The 21,035-nt window shown below is 51.9% G+C and carries 19 protein-coding genes; 9 read left to right on the plus strand and 10 right to left on the minus strand.

From position 1 onward, the window contains the following. Positions 1 to 25 precede the first annotated feature (25 nt). From QWY82_RS02765 to QWY82_RS02775, 3 genes are all read left to right on the plus strand, one after another. A complete protein-coding gene (locus QWY82_RS02765) occupies positions 26 to 229 on the plus strand; it encodes a type II toxin-antitoxin system antitoxin (RefSeq protein WP_290259681.1) in 204 nt (67 codons plus the stop codon). A gap of 271 nt (positions 230 to 500) precedes the next feature. Continuing rightward, positions 501 to 989, plus strand: coding sequence for a 2TM domain-containing protein (locus QWY82_RS02770; RefSeq protein ID WP_353958673.1), 489 nt, complete (start codon positions 501 to 503; stop codon positions 987 to 989). A gap of 39 nt (positions 990 to 1,028) precedes the next feature. Further along, a complete protein-coding gene (locus QWY82_RS02775; protein WP_290259683.1) occupies positions 1,029 to 1,391 on the plus strand; it encodes a VOC family protein in 363 nt (120 codons plus the stop codon). A gap of 95 nt (positions 1,392 to 1,486) precedes the next feature. On the opposite strand, the gene QWY82_RS02780 is transcribed toward QWY82_RS02775, so the two are convergent. The 8 genes from QWY82_RS02780 to pilG all read right to left on the minus strand — a co-directional run bounded on the left by QWY82_RS02780 (position 1,487) and on the right by pilG (position 13,708). After that, on the minus strand, positions 1,487 to 1,981 hold the full coding sequence (locus QWY82_RS02780; protein WP_290259686.1) for a chemotaxis protein CheW: 495 nt from the start codon (positions 1,979 to 1,981) through the stop codon (positions 1,487 to 1,489). Positions 1,982 to 2,030: 49 nt separating this feature from the next. Further along, positions 2,031 to 2,939 carry a chemotaxis protein CheB gene (locus QWY82_RS02785; protein WP_290259688.1) on the minus strand — a complete coding sequence of 303 codons (909 nt, stop codon included), beginning with the start codon at positions 2,937 to 2,939 and terminating at the stop codon, positions 2,031 to 2,033. A 39-nt stretch (positions 2,940 to 2,978) separates the two neighbouring features. Next, positions 2,979 to 9,167, minus strand: coding sequence for an Hpt domain-containing protein (locus QWY82_RS02790; RefSeq protein WP_290259691.1), 6,189 nt, complete (start codon positions 9,165 to 9,167; stop codon positions 2,979 to 2,981). A gap of 18 nt (positions 9,168 to 9,185) precedes the next feature. Then, positions 9,186 to 10,052, minus strand: coding sequence for a CheR family methyltransferase (locus tag QWY82_RS02795; protein WP_290259693.1), 867 nt, complete (start codon positions 10,050 to 10,052; stop codon positions 9,186 to 9,188). A 20-nt stretch (positions 10,053 to 10,072) separates the two neighbouring features. Beyond that, a complete protein-coding gene (locus QWY82_RS02800; protein ID WP_290259694.1) occupies positions 10,073 to 12,226 on the minus strand; it encodes a methyl-accepting chemotaxis protein in 2,154 nt (717 codons plus the stop codon). A 76-nt stretch (positions 12,227 to 12,302) separates the two neighbouring features. Further along, on the minus strand, positions 12,303 to 12,857 hold the full coding sequence (locus QWY82_RS02805; protein ID WP_290259696.1) for a chemotaxis protein CheW: 555 nt from the start codon (positions 12,855 to 12,857) through the stop codon (positions 12,303 to 12,305). Positions 12,858 to 12,888: 31 nt separating this feature from the next. Then, a complete protein-coding gene (gene pilH / locus QWY82_RS02810) occupies positions 12,889 to 13,251 on the minus strand; it encodes a twitching motility response regulator PilH (RefSeq protein ID WP_290259697.1) in 363 nt (120 codons plus the stop codon). Positions 13,252 to 13,312: 61 nt separating this feature from the next. Then, a complete protein-coding gene (gene pilG, locus QWY82_RS02815; protein ID WP_183907265.1) occupies positions 13,313 to 13,708 on the minus strand; it encodes a twitching motility response regulator PilG in 396 nt (131 codons plus the stop codon). A 325-nt stretch (positions 13,709 to 14,033) separates the two neighbouring features. Between pilG and gshB the strand changes: the two genes are divergently transcribed. From gshB to ruvX, 4 genes are read left to right on the plus strand one after another with little or no spacing between them, the layout of a single operon-like run. Next, the gene (gene gshB, locus QWY82_RS02820) at positions 14,034 to 14,999 is read left to right on the plus strand and encodes a glutathione synthase (protein WP_290259701.1); all 966 of its coding nucleotides are present in this window, start codon (positions 14,034 to 14,036) and stop codon (positions 14,997 to 14,999) included. A 4-nt stretch (positions 15,000 to 15,003) separates the two neighbouring features. Then, positions 15,004 to 15,915, plus strand: coding sequence for an energy transducer TonB (locus tag QWY82_RS02825; RefSeq protein WP_290259703.1), 912 nt, complete (start codon positions 15,004 to 15,006; stop codon positions 15,913 to 15,915). Positions 15,916 to 15,953: 38 nt separating this feature from the next. Further along, positions 15,954 to 16,547: a YqgE/AlgH family protein gene (locus tag QWY82_RS02830; RefSeq protein ID WP_290259705.1), complete on the plus strand. Its 594-nt coding sequence runs from the start codon at positions 15,954 to 15,956 to the stop codon at positions 16,545 to 16,547. Next, positions 16,544 to 16,972 (plus strand): Holliday junction resolvase RuvX, encoded by a 429-nt coding sequence (gene ruvX, locus QWY82_RS02835; RefSeq protein ID WP_290259707.1) that lies wholly within the window; start codon positions 16,544 to 16,546, stop codon positions 16,970 to 16,972. Before QWY82_RS02830 ends, ruvX begins: the two co-directional genes overlap by 4 nt. Positions 16,973 to 17,158: 186 nt before the next feature. Here the strand turns inward: ruvX and QWY82_RS02840 are convergent, their stop codons facing one another. After that, entirely contained in the window at positions 17,159 to 18,301 is a 1,143-nt protein-coding gene (locus QWY82_RS02840) for a PilT/PilU family type 4a pilus ATPase (RefSeq protein WP_290259709.1), read from the minus strand. Between the two features lie 12 nt (positions 18,302 to 18,313). Continuing rightward, positions 18,314 to 19,348 carry a type IV pilus twitching motility protein PilT gene (locus QWY82_RS02845; protein ID WP_290259710.1) on the minus strand — a complete coding sequence of 345 codons (1,035 nt, stop codon included), beginning with the start codon at positions 19,346 to 19,348 and terminating at the stop codon, positions 18,314 to 18,316. Between the two features lie 116 nt (positions 19,349 to 19,464). Between QWY82_RS02845 and QWY82_RS02850 the strand changes: the two genes are divergently transcribed. Then, positions 19,465 to 20,151: a YggS family pyridoxal phosphate-dependent enzyme gene (locus tag QWY82_RS02850; protein WP_290259711.1), complete on the plus strand. Its 687-nt coding sequence runs from the start codon at positions 19,465 to 19,467 to the stop codon at positions 20,149 to 20,151. 68 nt (positions 20,152 to 20,219) lie between these two features. Continuing rightward, a complete protein-coding gene (gene proC / locus QWY82_RS02855; protein WP_290259712.1) occupies positions 20,220 to 21,035 on the plus strand; it encodes a pyrroline-5-carboxylate reductase in 816 nt (271 codons plus the stop codon).

Below are 21,035 nucleotides of genomic sequence, written 5' to 3' on the forward strand. Positions count from 1 at the left end.
CGCCCAGTTTAAATAAGGGACAGTTGTGGCCAAAAAAGCCTATCCGCTTCGCATTAATGAATCCGTTATCAATGCTATGCAGCGTTGGGCGGATGACGATTTGCGCAGCCTAAATGCTCAAATTGAGTATGTGTTAAGGGAAGCACTGGTTAAGAGCGGCCGTGTGAAACTGGTGCAATCGGTCGTCACCGAGCTCGAGCCGATTGAGCCCAACCAAACACCTGAATAAACACCCTTAGCCTTAAGCCCCATGCCCCTTCCAGCTCTGCCCGCGCGCTTGATAATCGGTTACCGATACTGTTCTGCTACATAAAACAACGCTCACTCATGTGGCTAGGCAAGCCTTTAAGCGACGATCTAAGGCTGAGTCACACAACCTAAAACAAAATTTTATGTCGCTAAGTTATTGATTTATAGTGAGTGTCAGGTTTTTGTCGGGTTCGAGGCGTGGTTGTCGGGATAGGGGTTTCACTAGTCTGGCCACACAGCAAGGAGGACACATGATTATCAGGAAACTACGTTTACAAAAGGGCTGGTCGCAGGAGCAGCTCGCCGAACTCTCCGGCCTTTCCGTGCGCACCATACAGCGCATCGAAAGAGGCCAGTCAGCCGGGCTTGAAACACTGAAATCCCTCGCTGCTGTATTTAACGTTGAACTATCAACCTTACAGCCAGAGGTAACACCTATGTCAGAATCCAGCGACACCAAAATAACGCCCTCGCTCTCGACAGACGAGCGAGATGCGATCGAATATGTACGGGACTTAAAAGGTTTCTATTCGAATTTAACCACCTATATTTTAGTAATTGGCTTCCTATTCTTCATCAATCTCACCACCAGCCCCGGCAATATTTGGGCTTGGTGGCCGGCCTTGGGTTGGGGTATCGGCATTGTGGTGCACGCGCTTAACGTATTCGAAGTGAGCGATATGTTTGGTGCCGATTGGGAGCGGAAGCAGGTCGAGAAACGCCTCGGCCGTAAACTTTAACTAACGCCTTGCGAACAGCCTAAAAGCTTGGAGATCGCAATGAACGAACATGAAAAACTCAACTATGTGGAGTGGCCGGCGGCCAATATCGCCGCCACCAAGCAGTTTTTTGAAGCGGCTTTTGATTGGCAATTTACCGATTACGGGCCGGATTACGCGGCCTTTAATCATCAAGGCCTCGAGGGTGGGTTTTACGCGGCGCCACTACATTCCCGCTCAGACCGGGGTGGCGCTTTGCTGGTTTTCTTCAGCGATGACTTAGAGCAAACCTTGGCCAAAGTGGAGCGCCATGGCGGCCAGGTATGCAAGCCAATTTTTGACTTCCCCAGCGGCAGGCGCTTTCACTTTCTCGAGCCGAGTGGCAATGAATTAGCGGTGTGGTCAGACAAAGCGGGAGGGTAAAACCAACCATCGAACGATTAAAAGCGATGAGCCCGAGTTAATATATCGATGGTTATATTTGGCCGGTTTTGCGCCACTGGGTTAACGCGACCAAATTAAATGGCGCCGCCGTTTCGGCGGTAATCCAAAATTACCTGCTCCAGCGCCCCCACGTCGGGAATGGAGCAGATCTCACCTTCTAGGTCGACGCGGATACGCTCGAATGGCATCGTCTGCACGCCTTCTACTTCATGGATGATACTGGCCAACACGCGACTCAAGCGCGGAATACCCTGGGTCTGAATGGCAAAAAAAGGCAAATCGTCGTTAACGCCGGTATTATTAAAAACGGCGATACGGGTGCGTGGGCCAATGTCGCCAATGGCTTCGCCGCGCAGCGCTTCCAATGAAATCAACGGCAGTTTTTGCTTGCGCCATTCAAAAACCCCTAACAGCCACTCGGGCGCATCGGCAACGAGTTCGGGACGAGCATAGGGAACAATTTCCGCAATTGAAACGGTAGGCGCTAGCATCGCATGCTCGCTCATGGGCAAGATAAGGCTTGGGATATCCATGGCCATTTGATTTTCGATGGCTGCTTTTGCTTTCATATTTTTGCCTGAGTTCTATTAAATGCACCCTACCCGGGTAAAACCAATCCTACTGCCTTAACGATAGCTGTTTACGAGCGACAAACTCAGCGGCCAAGGCCTTAGGATCGCCCTCAAAGCTCACCACACCGGTGCCGCGCACTTCGTCGGGCATACTCGACACGGTGCAGCTAATCGCCGACTGCGCCCAAACTGTACCACCTTGTTGACGCATGAGGCGAACCGCCGCCTTGCCATCATCGCCCATGCCGGTAAACACAATAACACCGGACTTGGCACCGTATATTGACGCTACGTTTGCGACTATCTGATTGATAGCCGGTTTATAGCTACCAGACCAAGGCTTCGGGTTTACCACGAGCGATCCGTTCGCCTGAACCTCCGCCTGCTCATCTGGCCTTATAATCAATACTTGATTGTTCGCAATCACAGCGCCATTCACGGCCAAAATCGCCGAAAACTTTGTGCCCTTGCTGATTGCCTGAGCAAGGTTGACATCAAAACCTTGATCAATGTGTTGCGCGTAAATAAACGCGATATTCAGACCTAAAGGCAACTCGCTTAAAAATAACTTCACCGCCGCGGGCCCGCCGGTTGACGCGGCTAATACCCATACCTCATCCGGCACTTCGACCCTACTTGCCACATTCACCATGCCTGGGATTTGACGCAACTTACTCGACACTCGCCGGTGCCAATTAGCATCTTGCACAAACTGGCCATCGTCAAAAATCACTGGTACATCAAGGCTTTTCAGCCAATCTTCAGCGGCCGGATTTTCGCCCTCGCCATCGAGAACAACCACCCAAGCATCGGCAATAATGGCATCGATATTTTCGCGCTTATTGCAGTCCAGAACAGCGCTAACCAGATAACCTTGCTCAACAATGACCTTATTGTAAATTCCTTTCAAATCGGGACATTCCAACAACAACCCGATTCGTAATTGATCTTTCAAACTGACTCTTCCTTGAATCCACTGTCACGCGCTGGTGAGTTAGTGTTGATTCTCACCACTCAACTCGCGAATATTGGCCAACAGGCCATCCTCTTGATAGGGTTTACCCATATATTTATTGACCCCCAAACTAAAGGCGCGCTCGCGGTGTTTATCACCAGTGCGCGAGGTGATCATAATGATGGGAATGTGCTTCAAGCGACTGGTCGAGCGAATATTTTTCGCAACTTCGAAGCCATCCATGCGCGGCATTTCAATATCCAGCAACATCACATCGGGGATAACATCTTGTAAAATCCTCAACGCATCGGCGCCATCTTTTGCGGTAATCACGTTATAGCCTTCGCGCTCCAGGAACCGGCTGGTTACTTTACGCACCGTTACCGAGTCATCCACCACCATGACTAGGCGCGCAGAATCCTCCTCGTCTACCGACGATGGTGCGTTTAACAACTGCGCCTGTGTAAGACTAAGCGCCGCCTCCTTACGAATCATGGCGTGTAGATCCAAAATCACCACAACACTACCATCACCCATAACCGTGGCACCGGATAAACCTTGCACGGTGCTGAATTGGTGGCCCAAGGTCTTTACCACAATTTCCCGGCTACCCATTAGCGTATCAACTTGCAAGGCCACCGCGTGTTCAGAGCTGCGCACCAAGATTACCGGTAGCGGCAATGCATGGCCTTCTAACTTAGGCCTTAGATCTTTATTAAGCATATTACCCAAATAGCGCACGCGATAATTTTCGCCGGCGTATTCAAAGCGCGCATCTGCGTCTTGATAATAATGCTCCAACTCGAATGGGCTGACGCGCACAATACCTTCAATAGTATTCAACGGGATAGCGTAGCGGTCGTCGCCGATTAACACCATCAAGGCGCGGTTTACCGATACCGTAAACGGCAAGCGAATAACGAACTCTGTGCCCTCGCCATAGCGCGAGTCGATATACATCGCACCGCCTAGCTGTTTAATCTCCGAGTGCACCACGTCCATGCCGACGCCGCGACCGGAAATTTGTGTGACCTTCTCGGCGGTAGTAAAACCCGCAGACAAAATAAACTGCATGATTTCCTGATCGCTTAACTTTGCATCCGCCGCCATTAAACCGCGCTCGATGGCCTTAGCTTTTACCCGATCAAGATTAATGCCCCGACCATCGTCAGCTAACCGCAGTACCACGTCGCCACCTTCGCGACCCAAGCTTAAAACAATCCGTCCTTCGCTATCTTTGCCTGCTGCCTGACGGCCAGCGGCATCTTCAATCCCGTGATCCACTGCATTGCGCAGCATATGCTCTAAAGGCGCAACCATGCGCTCCAACACCGAGCGATCCATTTCGCCTTCGGCGTTATCCAGTTCGAAACTTACTTGTTTATCTAGCTCCGTGGCGACCTGGCGTACAATACGGCGCAGCCTTGGCACCAAGCGTGAAAATGGCACCATGCGCGAGCGCATGAGGCCCTCTTGCAAATCGGTATTAATGCGCGACTGCTGCAATAAAAGCGTTTCGGCGTCACGGGTTTTATCGGTCAGCGTGCTCTTCAAATCCAGCAAGTCCGACGCCGACTCGATCAAAGACTTTGAGAGCTGTTGCAACTGCGAGTAGCGATCCATTTCTAGCGGATCGAAATCTTCCGTATCTTGCAATTGTTCTTGACGGAAAATAATTTGCGCTTCGGTTTCAATATCTAAGCGGCGTAACTGTTCCTGCAAACGCGAAATGGTGGATTCCATTTCGTCAATGGCAACGCCAATCTCACTAACCTGCTCTTCCATTCGACCGCGCGAGATAGATGTTTCACCGGCGAGGTTTACGAGGTCTTCCAGCAGATCCGCGGATATTTTTACCACTTCCTGAGGTTGATTGCGCTTAACGGCTAGCTGCGCTGCAGCCCTGCTCTGCTTGCTTGCCTCTTTCGACTTAGTGCCGGCCACCGAGGGCGCCGGTGCGCGAGGATTAAACGGGATAACATCCGCAGAGGTATAAGATTTATGCGGCACGACTTGCTGGCTAGGTTGTTGTGCCGGTTTTGGCTCAACCCTATCTGCAACAACTTGTGGCGGCTCCGCATCTGCGGCTTGATCGTCTTCATCATTAGCTGAGGGCTGTGTCGCAGCCGCGGCGCTCTCTTCCGCCGCGCCCAGTGACGACAAATCGGTTTTTGCCGATTTATCGATGGCACGCATAGCTTCGGCTAGGCCTTCGGGCTCATAGCTTTGTACCGCGACCCTGACCTTCTCAGTGCCATTTAACAAGAGATCTTGATACTGATGCATTACCTCAAACAGCTGTGCGTCAACTTCAACACCGTTGTTTTCTCTGCCTATTAAGTAGGTTTCGAACTCATGAGAAATATCACCCAAGCCTGTGAGACCAGCCAGACGAGCACCACCTTTTAAGGTGTGCAGGATTCGCTTCAGCTCATCTAAATAGGTACTGCTGGCCCAATCTTCAGACCATCCATTAATAGCGTGATCCGTTTCTTCGAGTAGTTCATCCGCTTCTTCCAGAAAAATTTCAAAAATTTCCGGATCAATTTCTTCTTCGGCAATATCCGAGTCGTGCTCTTCAATAGTTACTGAAACACTGGGTGAATCTGCTTCTGCTTCTGCTTCTGCTTCTGCTTCTGCTTCTGCTTCCAGTATATTTAACCCGGTATCTTCTGTTTCAATAACTTGGTCATAGCTTTCAATAATAAACGGGGTAGGATCGTCTTCGGCTTCCAGCTCGACATCCTGAACATCAGGCAGGGAAAGCTCTAATTCCTCGGGTTCGATAACAGAGTCGTTCGAAGAATAATCTAAGCTGATGTCTGCTTCGCTTTCTGGCTCGGCTTCCAGCGCTTCCGAAGGCAGCGTAAAAACAATGTCTTCTTCCGATTCTTCCGGCAAAAGATCAGCGGGAATTTCACCCTCCAGCTCAATCGGTGCCAAGGAGACTAAAGACACCATAATATCATCGGAAACGGGGGCGATATTCTGACCGGCAGCTACCGCATCAACCATGTCCAACAAGGCATCGTGGCCGGTATGTAAAATGCCATACCCAACCTCATCAATCGTAACCTGACCAGCCGCTACACCTTCGTACACTTGCTTAAGCTGACCACTCAAGCCGCTCATCTGCACAAGGTTGGCGTGTTCGGCACCGCGCTCTAAATTTTCTAACTCGTGACACAGGGCCGCCATTTGTTCGGCGACAACACCCTCTTCCTGCCAGGCGCGAAGCATGTCATCGGCACCCAATAGAAGATTCATTTCCTCCGCCATAAAAATGCTAAGCAATTCAGGATCTACTTTTTTCTTACCCTGAATTTCGGCTTCTTGCTGGCGAATAAGCGGACCAACCGACAGCTCTTTTAGCTCGGCCACACGCGCAATAAACTGTTGCAAATGTGGAAACTCGACTTCCCTACCGGCGGAAATATTTTCCAGCGCGGCGCGGGTATAAGTAACGGCGTCGCCAATGAGCTGCAGAATGTCCTCATCGATATTGACTTGGTAAGAGCGCAATTCTTTTACGAAGCGCTCTAGCGGCGTCGCCATTTCAGCAATCGATGCTACATCTGCCATATGCGCGCTACCCTTTAAGGTATGCAAGGCGCGCTGTAGGTTTTCGCTGGGCGGGGTATATAAAGGCGCCTGCTCTTGCATTTCGAGCACGAAAGCTTCCACCTCTTCGAGGTGGGTGTTAGCTTCGGAACCAAATATTTCCCAAAGCATGGAGTCCGGCTCGTTATCGTCATCTTCGACAACGGGCGCTGGCGCACTTGGCTCGACCCCAGCCAACAACTCGGCGGGAATATTGCCCTTCGATAAACTCTCAGCCCACTCGCGATACTGAGTCGCTGCCACTTGGTCTGGCACCGGCTTTTTCTCTTGGAAAGCATTGATCATGCCGGGAAAAAGGGCAACCACTCGCTCAATTAGATCCAGGTGAATGGTGTTCGGCTCGATGCTGCCATCGATAATGCGATTCAGCATATTTTCGATGGACCACGCCAGCTCACCGATGTCCATGGCCTTAACCATGCGGCCCGAACCCTTCAGTGTATGGAATGCCCGCCTAAATTCTGTGAGCGCTTCCTGATCATTGAAATCTTCCTTCCAGCGCGGGAAGAATTCATTGATTGTTTCAATAACCTCTTCTGCTTCTTCGATAAAGATTTCACGAATTTCTTCGTCGACTTCGTCTTCATCATCGACAACGGTTTCGGCGACGGGGGTAACGGTGGCCTCAACTGGATCATGCGGCTCACTAACAGGCTCAAAGGCGGAATCTTCCAGCTCAATCGATTCAGCGTCGGTCTGTTCAGCGTCATATTGTGGAGCTGTTTTGAGATCAGCACCTGCGTCGTCTGTTTCGTTATCTTCAAGCGCCTGGCCTAATTCAACGCTAGGGGCTTCCGTGCTTGCCGAGGGCTTTGCCGCTTCCGGCACAGGCACATTCATATCCACATCTTCGACGCCGGCCATCTTTTTCAAGACGCTCTCTGCATTGCTCGATGCTGGGGTAGCCTCAGTTTTTAATTTGCTGGCCGCAACGGCGTAACCTAAGGCCTCAACACTCTCTTCCGCAACACTGAGCAGAAGGTCATCATCTTCCTCTAGGTCGCCACCGAGGCGCTCTAAATAATATTCAACACTGGTAATTGCATCGGCCAAAATATCTAAGGTTGACCATTCGGGTGGCGTGTTTGCACCCAGCAATTTTTCTTCGACAAAACGCGCGCAAGCACCAATAATTCGAGCCGGCCTCGGTAGCGGCACCATGTCTAAACCGCCGCGAATCTCGCGCAGCATGTTGGGTACGTTACCTAGGTGCGACTGACCCCACTGAGACGCGATATATTCGATGACTGCATCTTTGGCCTGCTCTAAACCGTTGCGACACTCACGCAACACCTGCTCTTGCGCTTCGTTCAAATTGATATCGCGCAAGGGCACTTGACCGGTGGCGGTACCTGCATTTCGCGCTAGGTTTTGCAGCCCGTTTTCAACATCAATAATTTCGCCGGCAACCCCCATTAACACCTCGTGGGTTAGGGTATCGGGCTGCTGAATAGCGCGATCGAGCACCGATGTCTGCGCTAAGATTTTTTGCCTGAGCGAACCTAAGCCCAACACCGCAAGGGTGTCGGCTACGCGCTTCAACACCGGCAGGGCGTCTTGAACATAGGCCGTCGAGTTTTCACCGGTTAGGCACATATCCATGGCGTGCTTGATGATATCGAGCTCGTCGCCAATAGCGGCCACAACACTGCGCATGGCATCGCCATCAGGGCCACTCAGCAAATCTTCGGCGTCCGGGTCTTCCGATTTTTCAGTTGGCAGCGCTTCGTCTAAACGATACTTTGCTTTGATATTGCTCAGCTGGGGCGTGCGCGATTCAGCGCGGGCAATGTAATAGAGTAAATTCTTTAGCAGTTCGTGTGGCGAACCAGCCTTTAATGCCTTCAAGCCATGTACTGAAAGCACTTTTATTTCGCGATCGAGTTGGCGCAGTAGATTTTTAACGGAGACGCTGGCTTCAATTGAGTCGTTTTGCAAACCTTCAATCAGCGCGAGCGAAATTTCCCACAGCGGTTGACGCGCAGTACCCTGCGTTAGCTTGTGAAGTTTGCTAAAAACTTTTTGTAGGTAGGCTAAACTTTCATCGGCTTTGACGCCGCGAATAACACCCGCGGCGGCCATTTGATACATCTGCCGCAGCTTAGTGACCATGACGACAAATTGTTTGGCGTCTTCTGCAAGCGGAATGCGCTGGCCGGTAATTTTCTTTGCCGCGCTCATGTCGGGCGTAAACAGCTGGGTTTCGGTGAGCAAACTTTCGCCACGCACGGCACGTAAATCATTCAATAATGGCAGCACCATTGCGGGCTGATCTTTACGGCTGTTTTTTATGTGTTCTAGATAGAGCGGCAACTGCAAAATGGCCCGCATCAGGACTTCTTGCCCCTCGGACTCATTTTTAACCAAGCCATTCATTAATGCTTGCGCCAGCTGCTCCATCTCTTCAGCCATCAGCGCTGCGCCATAGAACTCCACCATTTTAAGGGAGCCGTGCACTTGATGGATGTGAGTTAAGCAAAACCGAATACGGGTAGCGTCTTTCGAGTTTTCAACATAGGCCTCGAGAGCTTGGCGCGCCTGCTTAAGCGACTCGCCAATTTCTCCTATCACCCAATCCAGGGCTGCAAAGTTACGGTTGTCTCCCAATGGGCCGTCCTCTCTTCTTTAGCCGCCGGCGTTGCCGGTGGCGATACGCATGTAGGCTTGAATCTCATCGCCGCCTACGCGCTTCAATTTAGGGTGATTCCAGTCTGTGATCTCGCCCAGCCCGACAACTAAAACGCCGTTTGGCTTTAACCTTTCCACCAAGAGATTGAGAATTTCTCTACGCCGCCAACGGCGAAAATAAATTAATAAGTTCTGGCAAAAAATCACATCCATGGGCACGGCCGGCATCTTACTGATCTCCAGCACATTGCCATGTGTAAAACACACACGATCTCGTATTTTATCGACCACCTGCAGGTTATTTCCCGCGGCGGTGAAGTATCTTGCGCGCTCTTGTTGGGTCGCTAATTCGGCCCGCCTCGCCGGATATAAACCCAATCTCGCCTTTTGTAGCGAGGGCAGGCTAATGTCCGTTGCGGTAACCCCAAAATAGGGCTCTAGCGCCCCCAGCTCAAAACAGTCGTTGGTCACCATAGCCAAGGTATAGGGCTCTTCGCCGGTGGCGCAACCTACGCTCCAAATGTCAAAGCTACCACTGAGCGACTGATTATCGATGCGCGATTGGACTAAACGGCGAACGTATTCGATAGACGGACGATGGCGAAAAAAGCTGGTCTCTTTGACTACTAATCGATCGACCAGCACCGACCACTCAACAATGCCCTGCAGCCCATCAATAACCTGACTGAGGTAATCTCGGTAGTCCGCACAATCCAACTCGCGCATGCGACTGGCAATCTGGGTCTGCAAAAAGGCACGCTGATGCGGCGCAACCTGAATACCAGTGCGATCTTCCAGCAATTTACTCCATTGCTGAAACTCCGTATCTGACAATTCGGGCAACGCCCGCAACGACCACACCACGCTGCTAAGTCCCGCCTAACTTACGCTTTTTGCGCGCTATCGAGATCTAAGCTACTCAGCTCGGCATTAAACTCGCCGTCGAGATCAAAGCTCACTTCGTCGTCATCTTCTACGGTATCGTCTAGGGTCAACGCATCTTCATTGTAAGAGCCGCTCAGCTCTTCCGGTAACTTGAAGCCCGCTACCGATTCACGTAAGTCGAGCGCCATCTCCGCTAGGGTACCAATCGACTGAGCCGTTGCTGAGGTACCAGCCGATGTTTGCGAGGTAATCTCTTGAATAACATTCATCGTGTTAGAAATGTGGCCGGCCGATGAGGCCTGCTGACGCGCAGCGTTGGAGATGTTCTGAATCAATTCCGCCAAGCTGGACGATACGTTTTCAATCTCTTCCAGTGCCACACCCGCATCCTGCGCAAGGCGAGCACCACGTACCACTTCGGCCGTGGTTTGTTCCATCGAGATTACCGCTTCGTTGGTATCGTTCTGAATCGTTTTAACCAGCGCCTCAATCTGCTTTGTTGCCGCAGCAGAACGTTCCGCAAGACGCTGTACTTCATCCGCTACCACCGCGAAGCCTCGACCAGCGTCACCCGCCATCGATGCCTGAATCGCAGCGTTAAGTGCCAGAATGTTGGTTTGGTCAGCAATGTCGTTAATTAGCGATACGATGTCACCAATTTCCTGTGACGATTCACCCAGTCGCTTAATACGCTTCGAGGTGTCTTGAATCTGTTCGCGAATGGTATCCATCCCGTGGATGGTGTTCTGTACCACTTTTGCACCGTTGCTCGCGATCGATACCGACCGCTCCGCTACCGCGGCCGATTCGGCGGCGTTCGCAGATACCTGATCAATGGTCACAGCCATTTCATTTACCGCCGCGGAGGCGCCAGCAATTTCTTGCGCCTGGTGTTCAGATGCTTCGGCCAGATGTAATGCTGTTTGCTGGGTTTCCTGTGCCGCAGACGATACGTTCACAGCCGTTTCGTTGATTCGAGAAACCAGTACACGCAGTTGGTCAATGGTGAAGTTAATGGAGTCAGCAATCGCACCGGTGAAGTCCTCCGTTACCGTGGCAGTGGTTGTCAGGTCACCATCTGCAAGGTCGGCAAGTTCATCAAGTAGACGCAAAATCGCGTTCTGGTTACGTTCGTTGGTCTCTTCTTCCACTACCAGTCGCTGGCGCGTTCCCTGGGACCATTGGAAACCGATGGCAACAATGGCAATTACACCGATCAAACCGAGAATAGCGATGGTTAAGTTGTTTGGTTGACGATCGCCGGCATTGATAACAATCTTGTCAGAAAGATTGGTCAATGCTTCTAGTAAGCGAGGCGAGTCATCGAGAATTTGGTTAGTTGCCTGCCGGGCTTTAAACAGTGCCGGAGATGCTTCAAATATTTCGCGAATCGAGCTGCTTACGAATTCAAACAACTCAGAAATTTCATCCAAGCTTCCGACCGCCTCGCGCTCGGTTACACGCGAAATGCTCATCGCAGCATCGCCGCTCTTCATACCTAAGAGCACCTTACCGAACAAGTTGGCATCCAGGTTGAACTGATCGGCGGCCTGATCCGCATCGGTACCACCACGGAGCATTTTATCCACGTTTCGACCAATACGTTCAGCACGCCAAGACTGCATCTGGGCAACCGATACTTGGTCGGCAGGAGCATCGCTTTCCAACAGAATTTCAACGATATTATTATGTTCCGCCTGCAGTTCTGGCAGAGATTCATTCAGCGTAATAGCCACATCGTTTAGGAAGATGATGGTGTCTTTGTTGGTTACGATGGCGTTAGAACTGGCCTTCACACTCTGCCAAATGGCGTCGAAACCAGCGAACTCTTCCGCCAGCGCTGTGCGGGTATCGATATCCGACGCGCGCAGCCTGTCCCACAGACCGCCCATTTCAGTGATCACCTTGGCTAATTCAGGGAAGGCCTGTTCGTTGCCCGAGGTGGCTTCACGAGCCAGCGAGGTAACGCGGAATGATAGGGCGCGCAATTCAGCGGTTAATTGCAGATAACTCTGATCTTTCGCGGTGTTTTGTTGCACCATATAGAAACTCGCACCCATCAGTACAAGTACAACCAACAGAGCGAGGGCTAAAAAAGCCATCGCTGGGTTGCTTCGCATAGATGCGACTATGCCCCTTCTTTCATTCTTCATGCTACGCTCCTGACCAACGTTGCGTGTGACTAAAAAATTTCAGCGGGCAAGCCCGCTTAAAAATACGTTTGAGTGGTTAATCTTCTGCCGCGTTCACAAAACGCGGCTCGCCGGCTAAACTCGCCGGGCTAAAAACATTCCATTGGTTCTCGCCCTGACGATAAGCACCACTGACAAAAGGCGACAAGGCCTGAGGCAAGTCAGTGCCATCTTCATGGAAAGTATCGACGGGAAAATGTTGCATACCGAATACTTGGTCGACGATTAAACCGGAATAGAGTTCATCTCGATCAAGAATCAAAACCCGCCGCTGTTTGCGATGGCTGGAAATTTTTGAACCAAAAAAAGCCGCCAAGTCAAACAGCGGTAACAAGCGACCACGCACGTTCGCAACACCGCGCACCCAAGGCTGAACGCCGGGCAATCGCGTGTAAGGTGGCACTTCGAGCATTTCACTAATTTCATCCATAGGTGCAACGAAACGCCGCCCCATCAGTGAAAAACCGATTCCACTCCAATGCGGCTTAATAGCAACCTGGGCTGGCAAACCTCGAGCGAAGTGCTTACTGCGGCCAGCAAGCTCAACTAAGGCCTGAAAAGCTCTTGATTCCTTTGCCTGTGGCTCTGACATGAATTCCTCGTTACACCAATTAATTCAATGCCTAGGCCATTGCGTCAGCAATAGCTTGCACTAAGGTCTTTTCGCTAATGGGTTTGGTCAAATAGGCTTTTGCCCCCTGACGCATGCCCCAAACGCGATCAGTTTCCTGATCTTTAGTGGTGACAATAATAACGGGAATATGCGCCGTTTCACTCGCCTTGCTAAGCTGGCGAGTTGCCTGAAAACCATTGAGGCCAGGCATAACAATGTCCATTAACACCAAATCTGGGCGCTCTTTTTTCGCGACAGCAACACCCTGCTCACCGTTCTCGGCGGTAATGACGGCATGGCCATTTTTCTCGAGAATACTCGTCAGCTTGTAAGTTTCTGTGGGTGAATCGTCGACGATTAGCACTTTTGCCATAGGTCCCCCGGGAACATCTCGTTTTTGTTATTGACGTGTGGGCGGCTAAGCCAACCCTTCTTTAAGATGCTTTTGCCTGACCCACGTGGGTCTGGATAGCACCAAGCAGTTCCGTCTTTGAGAATGGCTTGGTCAAATATTGATCAGAGCCTACTATCCTGCCTTTAGCCTTATCAAAAAGGCCATCCTTGCTCGATAGCATGATTACTGGAGTCGATTTAAACTCGCTATTGTTCTTAATAAGAGCACAAGTTTGATAGCCATCTAAACGCGGCATCATGATATCCACAAAGATGATATCAGGCCGTGTATCGGCGATCTTCGCCAGCGCATCAAAACCATCGGTTGCTGTAATGACAGTGCAACCGGCCTTATTCAGTAATGTTTCTGCCGTTCGACGAATCGTTTTACTGTCGTCGATCACCATAACTTTCAGGCTTTCCAGATTGACGTCCATAATGTATGTGTGCCTTTCGCTTTAATTTGTACCTCGACCAGGCCTCATACCAAAGGCGGCTAATCGTTGCACGATCAGCATAGCAGTCCCAAGAAAATATGACGACTGACCTGGATTTTCGACGAAGTGACCGCCGACTGAATGTTTTAACACAGTTGTTAAGCTTACGCTATAAGCGCCTGAATAAAATGGGAATTTACCCGCAACGTGACGCACCCTATAGCTCTAAAAAGCCGATGACGTTATCCTTCAACTCAAGGACGACTCAAGCCAGTCTTCCCTCAGCCTAAAGAACTAATTTTGCGCGCCAAACATGAGGTAACCTATGACAATTCGCTTAGGTGTCGTTATGGACCCCATCCATACCTTCAACCCGAAGAAAGACACCACCGTCGTCCTCATGCAAGCTGCCCTTGCCGCTGGCTGGGAAGTTATCGGCTTTGAGCAGGGCGACCTATGGCTAGATCAGGGCGCAGCCAAAGGTCTCGGTCGCCGCCTTCAGGTCAATGCCGACGCCCACACCCAACCCAACCACTGGTATCAGGCCGACGAGCCAGTGCCACTGAATCTGGGCGAGCTCGACGTACTGCTCATGCGCAAAGACCCTCCCTTCGACAGCGAGTATGTGTACAGCACTTACATCCTCGAGGCGGCGCAGCGCCAGGGTGCACTGGTGGTTAACGACCCGCAAAGCTTGCGCGACTGCAACGAGAAGGTATTTGCCACCCAATTTCCAGACTGCTGCCCACCGGTATTGGTGACCCGCAATAACAAGCTGCTACGCGAATTCCATAAAACCCACAGCGACGTGATTTTTAAGCCACTCGACGGCATGGGCGGTAGCGGCATATTCCGAGTAAAGGCGGACGACCCCAATGTCGGTGTGATTCTCGAAACCCTCACCCATTTCGGCACAGAGACCATTATGGCGCAGCGTTACTTGCCGGAAATCAAGGCCGGCGACAAGCGCATACTGGTCATCGACGGCGAACCCGTGCCCTACAGCCTCGCGCGCATACCCAGCCAAGGCGAAACCCGCGGCAACTTGGCCGCCGGTGGCACAGGCGTGGCGCAGCCGCTGTCGGAGCGGGACCGTTGGATTGTCGCACAGGTGGCACCTAGCCTCGTCGCCAAAGGCCTGCTGTTCGTTGGCCTCGATGTCATTGGCGATTACTTAACCGAAATCAATGTCACCAGCCCAACCTGTGCGCGGGAAATCAATAACGCCTTTGATACCGATATTGGCGGGCTGCTCATCGCCGCAATCGCCAAGCGTTTAGAGGCTAAATAGCACCATGAGTGAAGCGCTAGCGCCCACCGCCCCTGGGGTAACAAATAGCGAGAGCCAAGGCGATCGGCTGACCTTTACCTTGTTTGTCGCCATAGCCTTTCACGCATTGGTGATTTTGGGTGTTGGCTTCAGTATCGATCCCGCCGGCGGCAAAATGCCAACCTTGGAAATAACGCTGGCAAACCACAAAAGTGCAACGGCGCCAGAGAAAGCGGATTTTCTAGCTCAACAGGATCAAGAGGCGAGCGGCACTATCGACGAAGCCAAAGCTCAAACCACGGATCAGTCGGCCGAGTTCTTCGCGCCATCCATCAACGACGTCAACCCCATGCCCCAGCAGCGCCAAATCAAGCCCAGCGAAAGGCGCGACGACCAGCTGGTGACCACCACCAGCAAGAGCAGCCACAGCGCCAGCCTGCAGCTAGACCAACCCACGCCGGAGCAGGAAGAGCGCGATGGCGAAATTGAGGAGCGACCCAACTACAACGAGGAAATTGCCAGCCTAATGGCGGAAATCGATCGCCAGCGCCAGCAATACGCCAAGCGGCCGAGAGTGAGGCACCTCACCTCCGTGGCCACCAAGAGCTCGGCCGAAGCTGCCTACCTACTGAAATGGACAGACAAAGTCGAGTTTGTCGGCAACCGCAACTTCCCCGAGGAAGCCTTGCGCAAAGAAATTTTTGGCACGCTGACTATCGCAGTCCGGATCAAACCGGATGGCCAAATAGATCGGCTCGAGATCACCTCGCCCTCGGGCTATCGTCTACTCGACGATGCGGCAATGGCCATCATCCGCGACGCTTCACCCTTCGCGCCCATTCCCTTGGATGTACTTAAAGATCACACCCACCTGGAAATTGTGCGCTCACTTAGCTTTGAAATAAGCGGCCTGAAATCGCGCGAAGCGCTAAATTAGTCGCTTGTTTTTTCGTCGACTAACCCCATACTGATGCTATGAGTAAATCTAAAAAAATTAATCGAGATGAGTTGAAAGCAGGTAGCCTCAAAGGCCGCTTTTTAGTGTCTATGCCCTGCCTGCAAGACCCTTACTTCAACCACTCAATCACCTATATCTGCGACCACAGCGAAGATGGCGCCATGGGTTTAGTACTGAACCACCCGCTAAGCGATATCAATGTGGGCGATATTTTCCAGCAGTTGGATTTAGTCACCGACCAAGAGCTCGCCAATGAGCCGGTGTTCTCCGGCGGCCCGGTACAGAAAGAGCGCGGTTTTGTGCTCCACCCCCAGGGCCAAGAGTGGGACTCGACCATTGCCATATCAGACAAGGTCAACCTCACCGCATCGAAAGACATCCTCGCCTCCATGGCCGCCGGTCACGGCCCCACCAGGGCCATAGTGGCACTGGGCTATGCGGGCTGGGAAGCTGGGCAGCTGGAAGACGAAATTGCCAACAACGCCTGGATTACTCTCGATGGCGACGATTCATTGCTGTTCGATACACCGGCCCATTTGCGCTGGTCTGCGGCGGCAAAGATGCTCGGTTTCGATCTGAACTTGCTATCCAATCACGTAGGTCATGCGTGACGCAAACCATCATCGCCTTCGACTTCGGCACCCAAAATATTGGCGTCGCCTACGGCCAAACCCTGACCAACACTGCGCGGGAATTACAGGCACTAAAAGCCAAAGACGGCATACCTAACTGGTTAGACATAGAGCGACTACTGCAGCAGTGGCAACCGTCACTACTGCTCGTTGGCTTGCCATTAAACATGGACGGCAGCGAAAGCGAGCTAGCCACTCGGGCGCGAAAGTTTGGCAACCGGCTACATGGCCGCTTTGGCACCCAAGTGGCGCTATGGGATGAACGGCTTAGCACGCGCGAAGCTAAAGCAGAGGCGCAAGAGCGCGGCCACAAAGGTCACTATAAAAGCGATCCGATAGATTCCATTGCCGCGCGGTTAATTTTAGAAAGTTGGTTGAATGAGCATGTGGCAGCTAACAGCTAACAGCTAACAGCTAACAGCTAACAGCTAACAGCTAACAGCTAACAGCTAACAGCTAACAGCTACAAGCTACAAGCTACAAGCTACAAGTACAGGCTACAGGCTACAGGCTACAGGCTTATTTTACGGGACTCGGAAACAACAAAGCCTCCATCTGGAGGCTTTGTTGTTTATCGCGTTGGCAAAAAATTAATACATTCTGCCATTGTTGGTTTCTTCTTTTTCGATGGTTAGTTCATCGGCTGCATTACTGAGGTATTCCGCATCGGTTTCCGAGCCCAACTTGATCAACAGGCGCAGATCGTTGGGTGAGTCGGCGTAAGAGAGGGCGTCTTCGTAGGTGATCTCACCGCGGTCGTACAAATCATAGAGCGCCTGATCGAAGGTTTGCATACCCAGTTCGGTAGACTTTTTCATCAGCGGTTTAAGCTCGTGCACCGAACCTTTGCGAATCAGATCTTGCGCCAAGGGCGTATTCAGCAATACTTCCAAACAGGCGCGGCGCCCGAGGCCATCCGGTGTTGGAATTAATTGCTGAGCGATAATGCCGCGCAAGTTCAACGCCAAATCCATCCACAATTGCGAGTGACGATCGGCCGGGAAGAAGTGAATAATCCGGTCTAGCGCCTGGTTGGCGTTGTTGGCGTGCAAGGTACACAAACACAAGTGACCGGTTTCGGCGAAGGCGATGGCGTGATCCATGGTCTCGCGCGAGCGCACCTCGCCAATCAAAATTACATCGGGCGCCTGACGCAGAGTGTTCTTCAATGCGATTTCAAAGCTATCGGTATCAATGCCCACTTCGCGTTGGGTCACAATACAGCCCTGGTGCTGATGAATAAATTCAATCGGGTCTTCAATGGTAATAATATGGCCTTTGGAATTTCTATTCCGATGACCAATCATCGACGCCAGCGAGGTCGACTTACCGGTACCGGTGGCGCCGACAAAAATGATCAAACCGCGTTTGGTCATGGCCAGCTCTTTGATGATTTCCGGCAGGCCAAGGTCGTCAATTTTTGGAATATTGGTTTCAATACGACGCAACACCATACCCGCCAAATTGCGCTGATAAAAAGCACTGACACGAAATCGACCGATGCCGCGGGCAGAAATCGCAAAGTTTAATTCCTTCTCTTCGATAAATTCCGCGCGCTGTTTTTCGTTCATCACACTCAATACCACTTCGCGCGATTTTTCTGGCGACAGAGGCGTGGTGGTTACCGGCACAACTTTACCGTGCAATTTAATAGACGGTGGAACGCCAGCGGTAATGAACAAATCGGAGGCGCCCTTCTCTACCATCAGGCTTAATAAGCGATCAAAATCCATAACCTAAGCCTCTTAAAAGTTTTCCGGAATTTTAGCTTTTTCGCGCGCCACATCCCGGCCAATAATGCGTCTAGCCACCATGTCGGCTAAACACTGATCCATTGTCTGCATACCCACAGCGGCACCGGTCTGAATGGCAGAATACATTTGCGCCACTTTATCTTCGCGAATTAAGTTACGAATAGCTGGCGTTCCGCGCATAATTTCGTGCGCCGCCACTCGGCCGCCGCCGGTTTTTTTCATCAAGGTTTGCGAAATTACTGCCTGTAGAGATTCCGACAACATCGAGCGCACCATGGCTTTTTCAGCGGCAGGGAACACGTCGATGATACGGTCGATGGTTTTTGCCGCCGATTGAGTGTGCAAGGTGCCAAACACTAAGTGACCAGTTTCGGCCGCTTCTAGCGCCAACTTAATCGTCTCCAAGTCACGCATCTCGCCCACCAGAATAATATCCGGATCTTCACGCAACGCCGAGCGCAGTGCGGCGGAGAAACCGTGCGTGTCGCGATGCACTTCGCGCTGGTTGATCAAACACTTTTTACTTTCATGAACGAATTCGATGGGGTCTTCGATGGTAAGAATGTGTTGGTATTTGTTGTCGTTAATGTAATCGACCATGGCCGCAAGGGTGGTGGACTTACCGGAACCGGTGGGCCCAGTTACCAAACAAATACCCCGCGGCGTGTTGCAGATATCGCGAAACACCTGCCCCATACCCAACTCTTCCATGTTCAACACTTTGGACGGAATGGTACGAAATACCGCGCCAGCGCCTCGGTTTTGGTTGAAGGCGTTAACCCTAAAACGCGCCACACCAGGCACTTCGAAGGAGAAATCCGTTTCTAAAAATTCTTCGTAATCTTTGCGCTGCCTATCGTTCATGATTTCATAAATAAGGCCGTGTACTTGCTTGTGCTGCATGGGCGGTAAATTAATACGGCGTACGTCGCCATCAACGCGTATCATGGGCGGCAAGCCAGACGATAGATGTAAATCTGACGCGCCCTGCTTAGCGCTAAATGCCAAAAGTTCGGTAATATCCATACAGTGACCTTATTTTTCGATATCAATAGGTAATTCTATGAGGCCGTTGAGCTAAACCCTACGCACACTGCACACATAGTGAACAATTAACGCCAACTCAACCACCATTCCAGTATATGCACAAGATTGCCGACAAACTAATGCAGGTAGAGGCCCGTTTGCAACAGGCAAGCCAACTTGCCCATCGACAGCGTGACAGCATCGCTCTTTTAGCGGTGAGCAAAACCCAGCCCGCCGCTAGCCTACAGGCAGCATTCGATGCCGGACAGCGGGATTTTGGCGAAAACTACCTACAAGAGGCCTTGGATAAAAAACACCTCCTCGCCGCGATGCCCATCTGCTGGCACTTTATTGGCCCAATCCAATCGAACAAAACCCGCCCCATCGCCGAACAATTCGACTGGGTTCACAGTGTAGACCGGTTAAAAGTTGCGCAACGCCTCAGTGCACAAAGACCGGAGGCATTGAGCCCTCTCAACATCTGCCTGCAAGTGAATATCGACGACGAGGCCAGTAAAAGCGGCGTCGCACCGGCCGAGCTAAAAGCCCTAGCGCAAGCGGTCTTGGCGCTACCTAGGCTAAAACTCAGGGGCTTGATGGTCATACCGAAACCGAGCGACGACCCAGCCCAACAGCGCGCCGCTTTCACCAAAGCTCGACAGCTGCAAGACCAGCTCAATCAAACCTTGAATATCGAGCTAGATACCCTGTCCATGGGCATGTCGGGCGACTTGGAGGCGGCCATCGCCGAGGGTGCGACTATTGTCAGGGTCGGCACCGATATTTTTGGCGCGCGCAATTGAGCCAATTAGTGCTGGAAATCCGCCCATTCGCCCCCACTATAGTCACTGAATTTTAAAAGGAACTGACCATGAGCCAAACCATCGCCTTTATCGGCGCAGGCAATATGAGCGCTGCCATTATCGGCGGCCTCGTACAGCAGGGCGTTGACCCTAAAAGCATCATCGCCAGCAACCGCAGCACCGGTAAACTGGAAGCGCTGGCCAGCAAATACGGTATTCGCATCACCCCCGACAATCGCGAAGCGGCGCAGGCCGACGTGGTGGTGTTATCGGTCAAACCGCAGATGATGAAGGCCGTGTGCCAAGACTTAAAGCCGGTGATGCCACACAACCCCTTAATCGTTACCGTGGCCGCCGGCATCGATGTGGCCAGCTATGAAGCTTGGCTCGGCGCAGACAAAGCCATCGTGCGCTGCATGCCCAACACCCCCTCGTTAGTGGGTATGGGCGCCAGCGGCTTATTCGCCAATGCCAATGTTAGCGCCGCCCAGCGCGTCAGCGTCGATGGCATCATGTCGGCCGTGGGCATCACCGCTTGGGTGGAGCAGGAGTCGCTGATTAACGCCGTCATCGCCGTGTCCGGCTCTGGCCCGGCCTATTATTTCTTGATGATGGAATCGATGATCGACGCCGGCATCGCCCAAGGCTTAAGCCGTGAAACCGCCAAAGCGCTAACATTCCAAACCGTCGCTGGCGCCGCTAAACTGGCCGCCGGTGCCGATGTCGAGGTGGACGAGTTGCGCCGCCGCGTCATGTCGCCCGGCGGCACCACAGAACAAGCGGTGCAGTCCTTCGAATCTGATAATATTCGGGAAATTTTTAGCCGCGCTATGACCCGCTGCGCCAACCGCGCCGTGGAAATGGCCAAAGAAATGGGAAACTAG

Origin of the sequence: Simiduia curdlanivorans, from assembly GCF_030409605.1 — a bacterium.
In the GTDB taxonomy this organism is placed as follows: Bacteria; Pseudomonadota; Gammaproteobacteria; order Pseudomonadales; family Cellvibrionaceae; genus Simiduia; species Simiduia curdlanivorans.

Excerpts from the sequence above, each read along its gene's own strand:
- QWY82_RS02845 (WP_290259710.1), bottom strand. The coding sequence starts at position 19,348 with ATGGATATTACCGAACTTTTGGCATTTAGCGCTAAGCAGGGCGCGTCA.
- QWY82_RS02850 (WP_290259711.1), top strand. The coding sequence starts at position 19,465 with ATGCACAAGATTGCCGACAAACTAATGCAGGTAGAGGCCCGTTTGCAA.
- QWY82_RS02780 (WP_290259686.1), bottom strand. The coding sequence starts at position 1,981 with ATGAAAGCAAAAGCAGCCATCGAAAATCAAATGGCCATGGATATCCCA.
- QWY82_RS02830 (WP_290259705.1), top strand. The coding sequence starts at position 15,954 with ATGAGTAAATCTAAAAAAATTAATCGAGATGAGTTGAAAGCAGGTAGC.
- gshB (WP_290259701.1), top strand. The coding sequence starts at position 14,034 with ATGACAATTCGCTTAGGTGTCGTTATGGACCCCATCCATACCTTCAAC.
- QWY82_RS02770 (WP_353958673.1), top strand. The coding sequence starts at position 501 with ATGATTATCAGGAAACTACGTTTACAAAAGGGCTGGTCGCAGGAGCAG.
- QWY82_RS02825 (WP_290259703.1), top strand. The coding sequence starts at position 15,004 with ATGAGTGAAGCGCTAGCGCCCACCGCCCCTGGGGTAACAAATAGCGAG.
- QWY82_RS02775 (WP_290259683.1), top strand. The coding sequence starts at position 1,029 with ATGAACGAACATGAAAAACTCAACTATGTGGAGTGGCCGGCGGCCAAT.
- proC (WP_290259712.1), top strand. The coding sequence starts at position 20,220 with ATGAGCCAAACCATCGCCTTTATCGGCGCAGGCAATATGAGCGCTGCC.
- QWY82_RS02805 (WP_290259696.1), bottom strand. The coding sequence starts at position 12,857 with ATGTCAGAGCCACAGGCAAAGGAATCAAGAGCTTTTCAGGCCTTAGTT.
- pilH (WP_290259697.1), bottom strand. The coding sequence starts at position 13,251 with ATGGCAAAAGTGCTAATCGTCGACGATTCACCCACAGAAACTTACAAG.
- QWY82_RS02840 (WP_290259709.1), bottom strand. The coding sequence starts at position 18,301 with ATGGATTTTGATCGCTTATTAAGCCTGATGGTAGAGAAGGGCGCCTCC.
- pilG (WP_183907265.1), bottom strand. The coding sequence starts at position 13,708 with ATGGACGTCAATCTGGAAAGCCTGAAAGTTATGGTGATCGACGACAGT.
- QWY82_RS02800 (WP_290259694.1), bottom strand. The coding sequence starts at position 12,226 with ATGAAGAATGAAAGAAGGGGCATAGTCGCATCTATGCGAAGCAACCCA.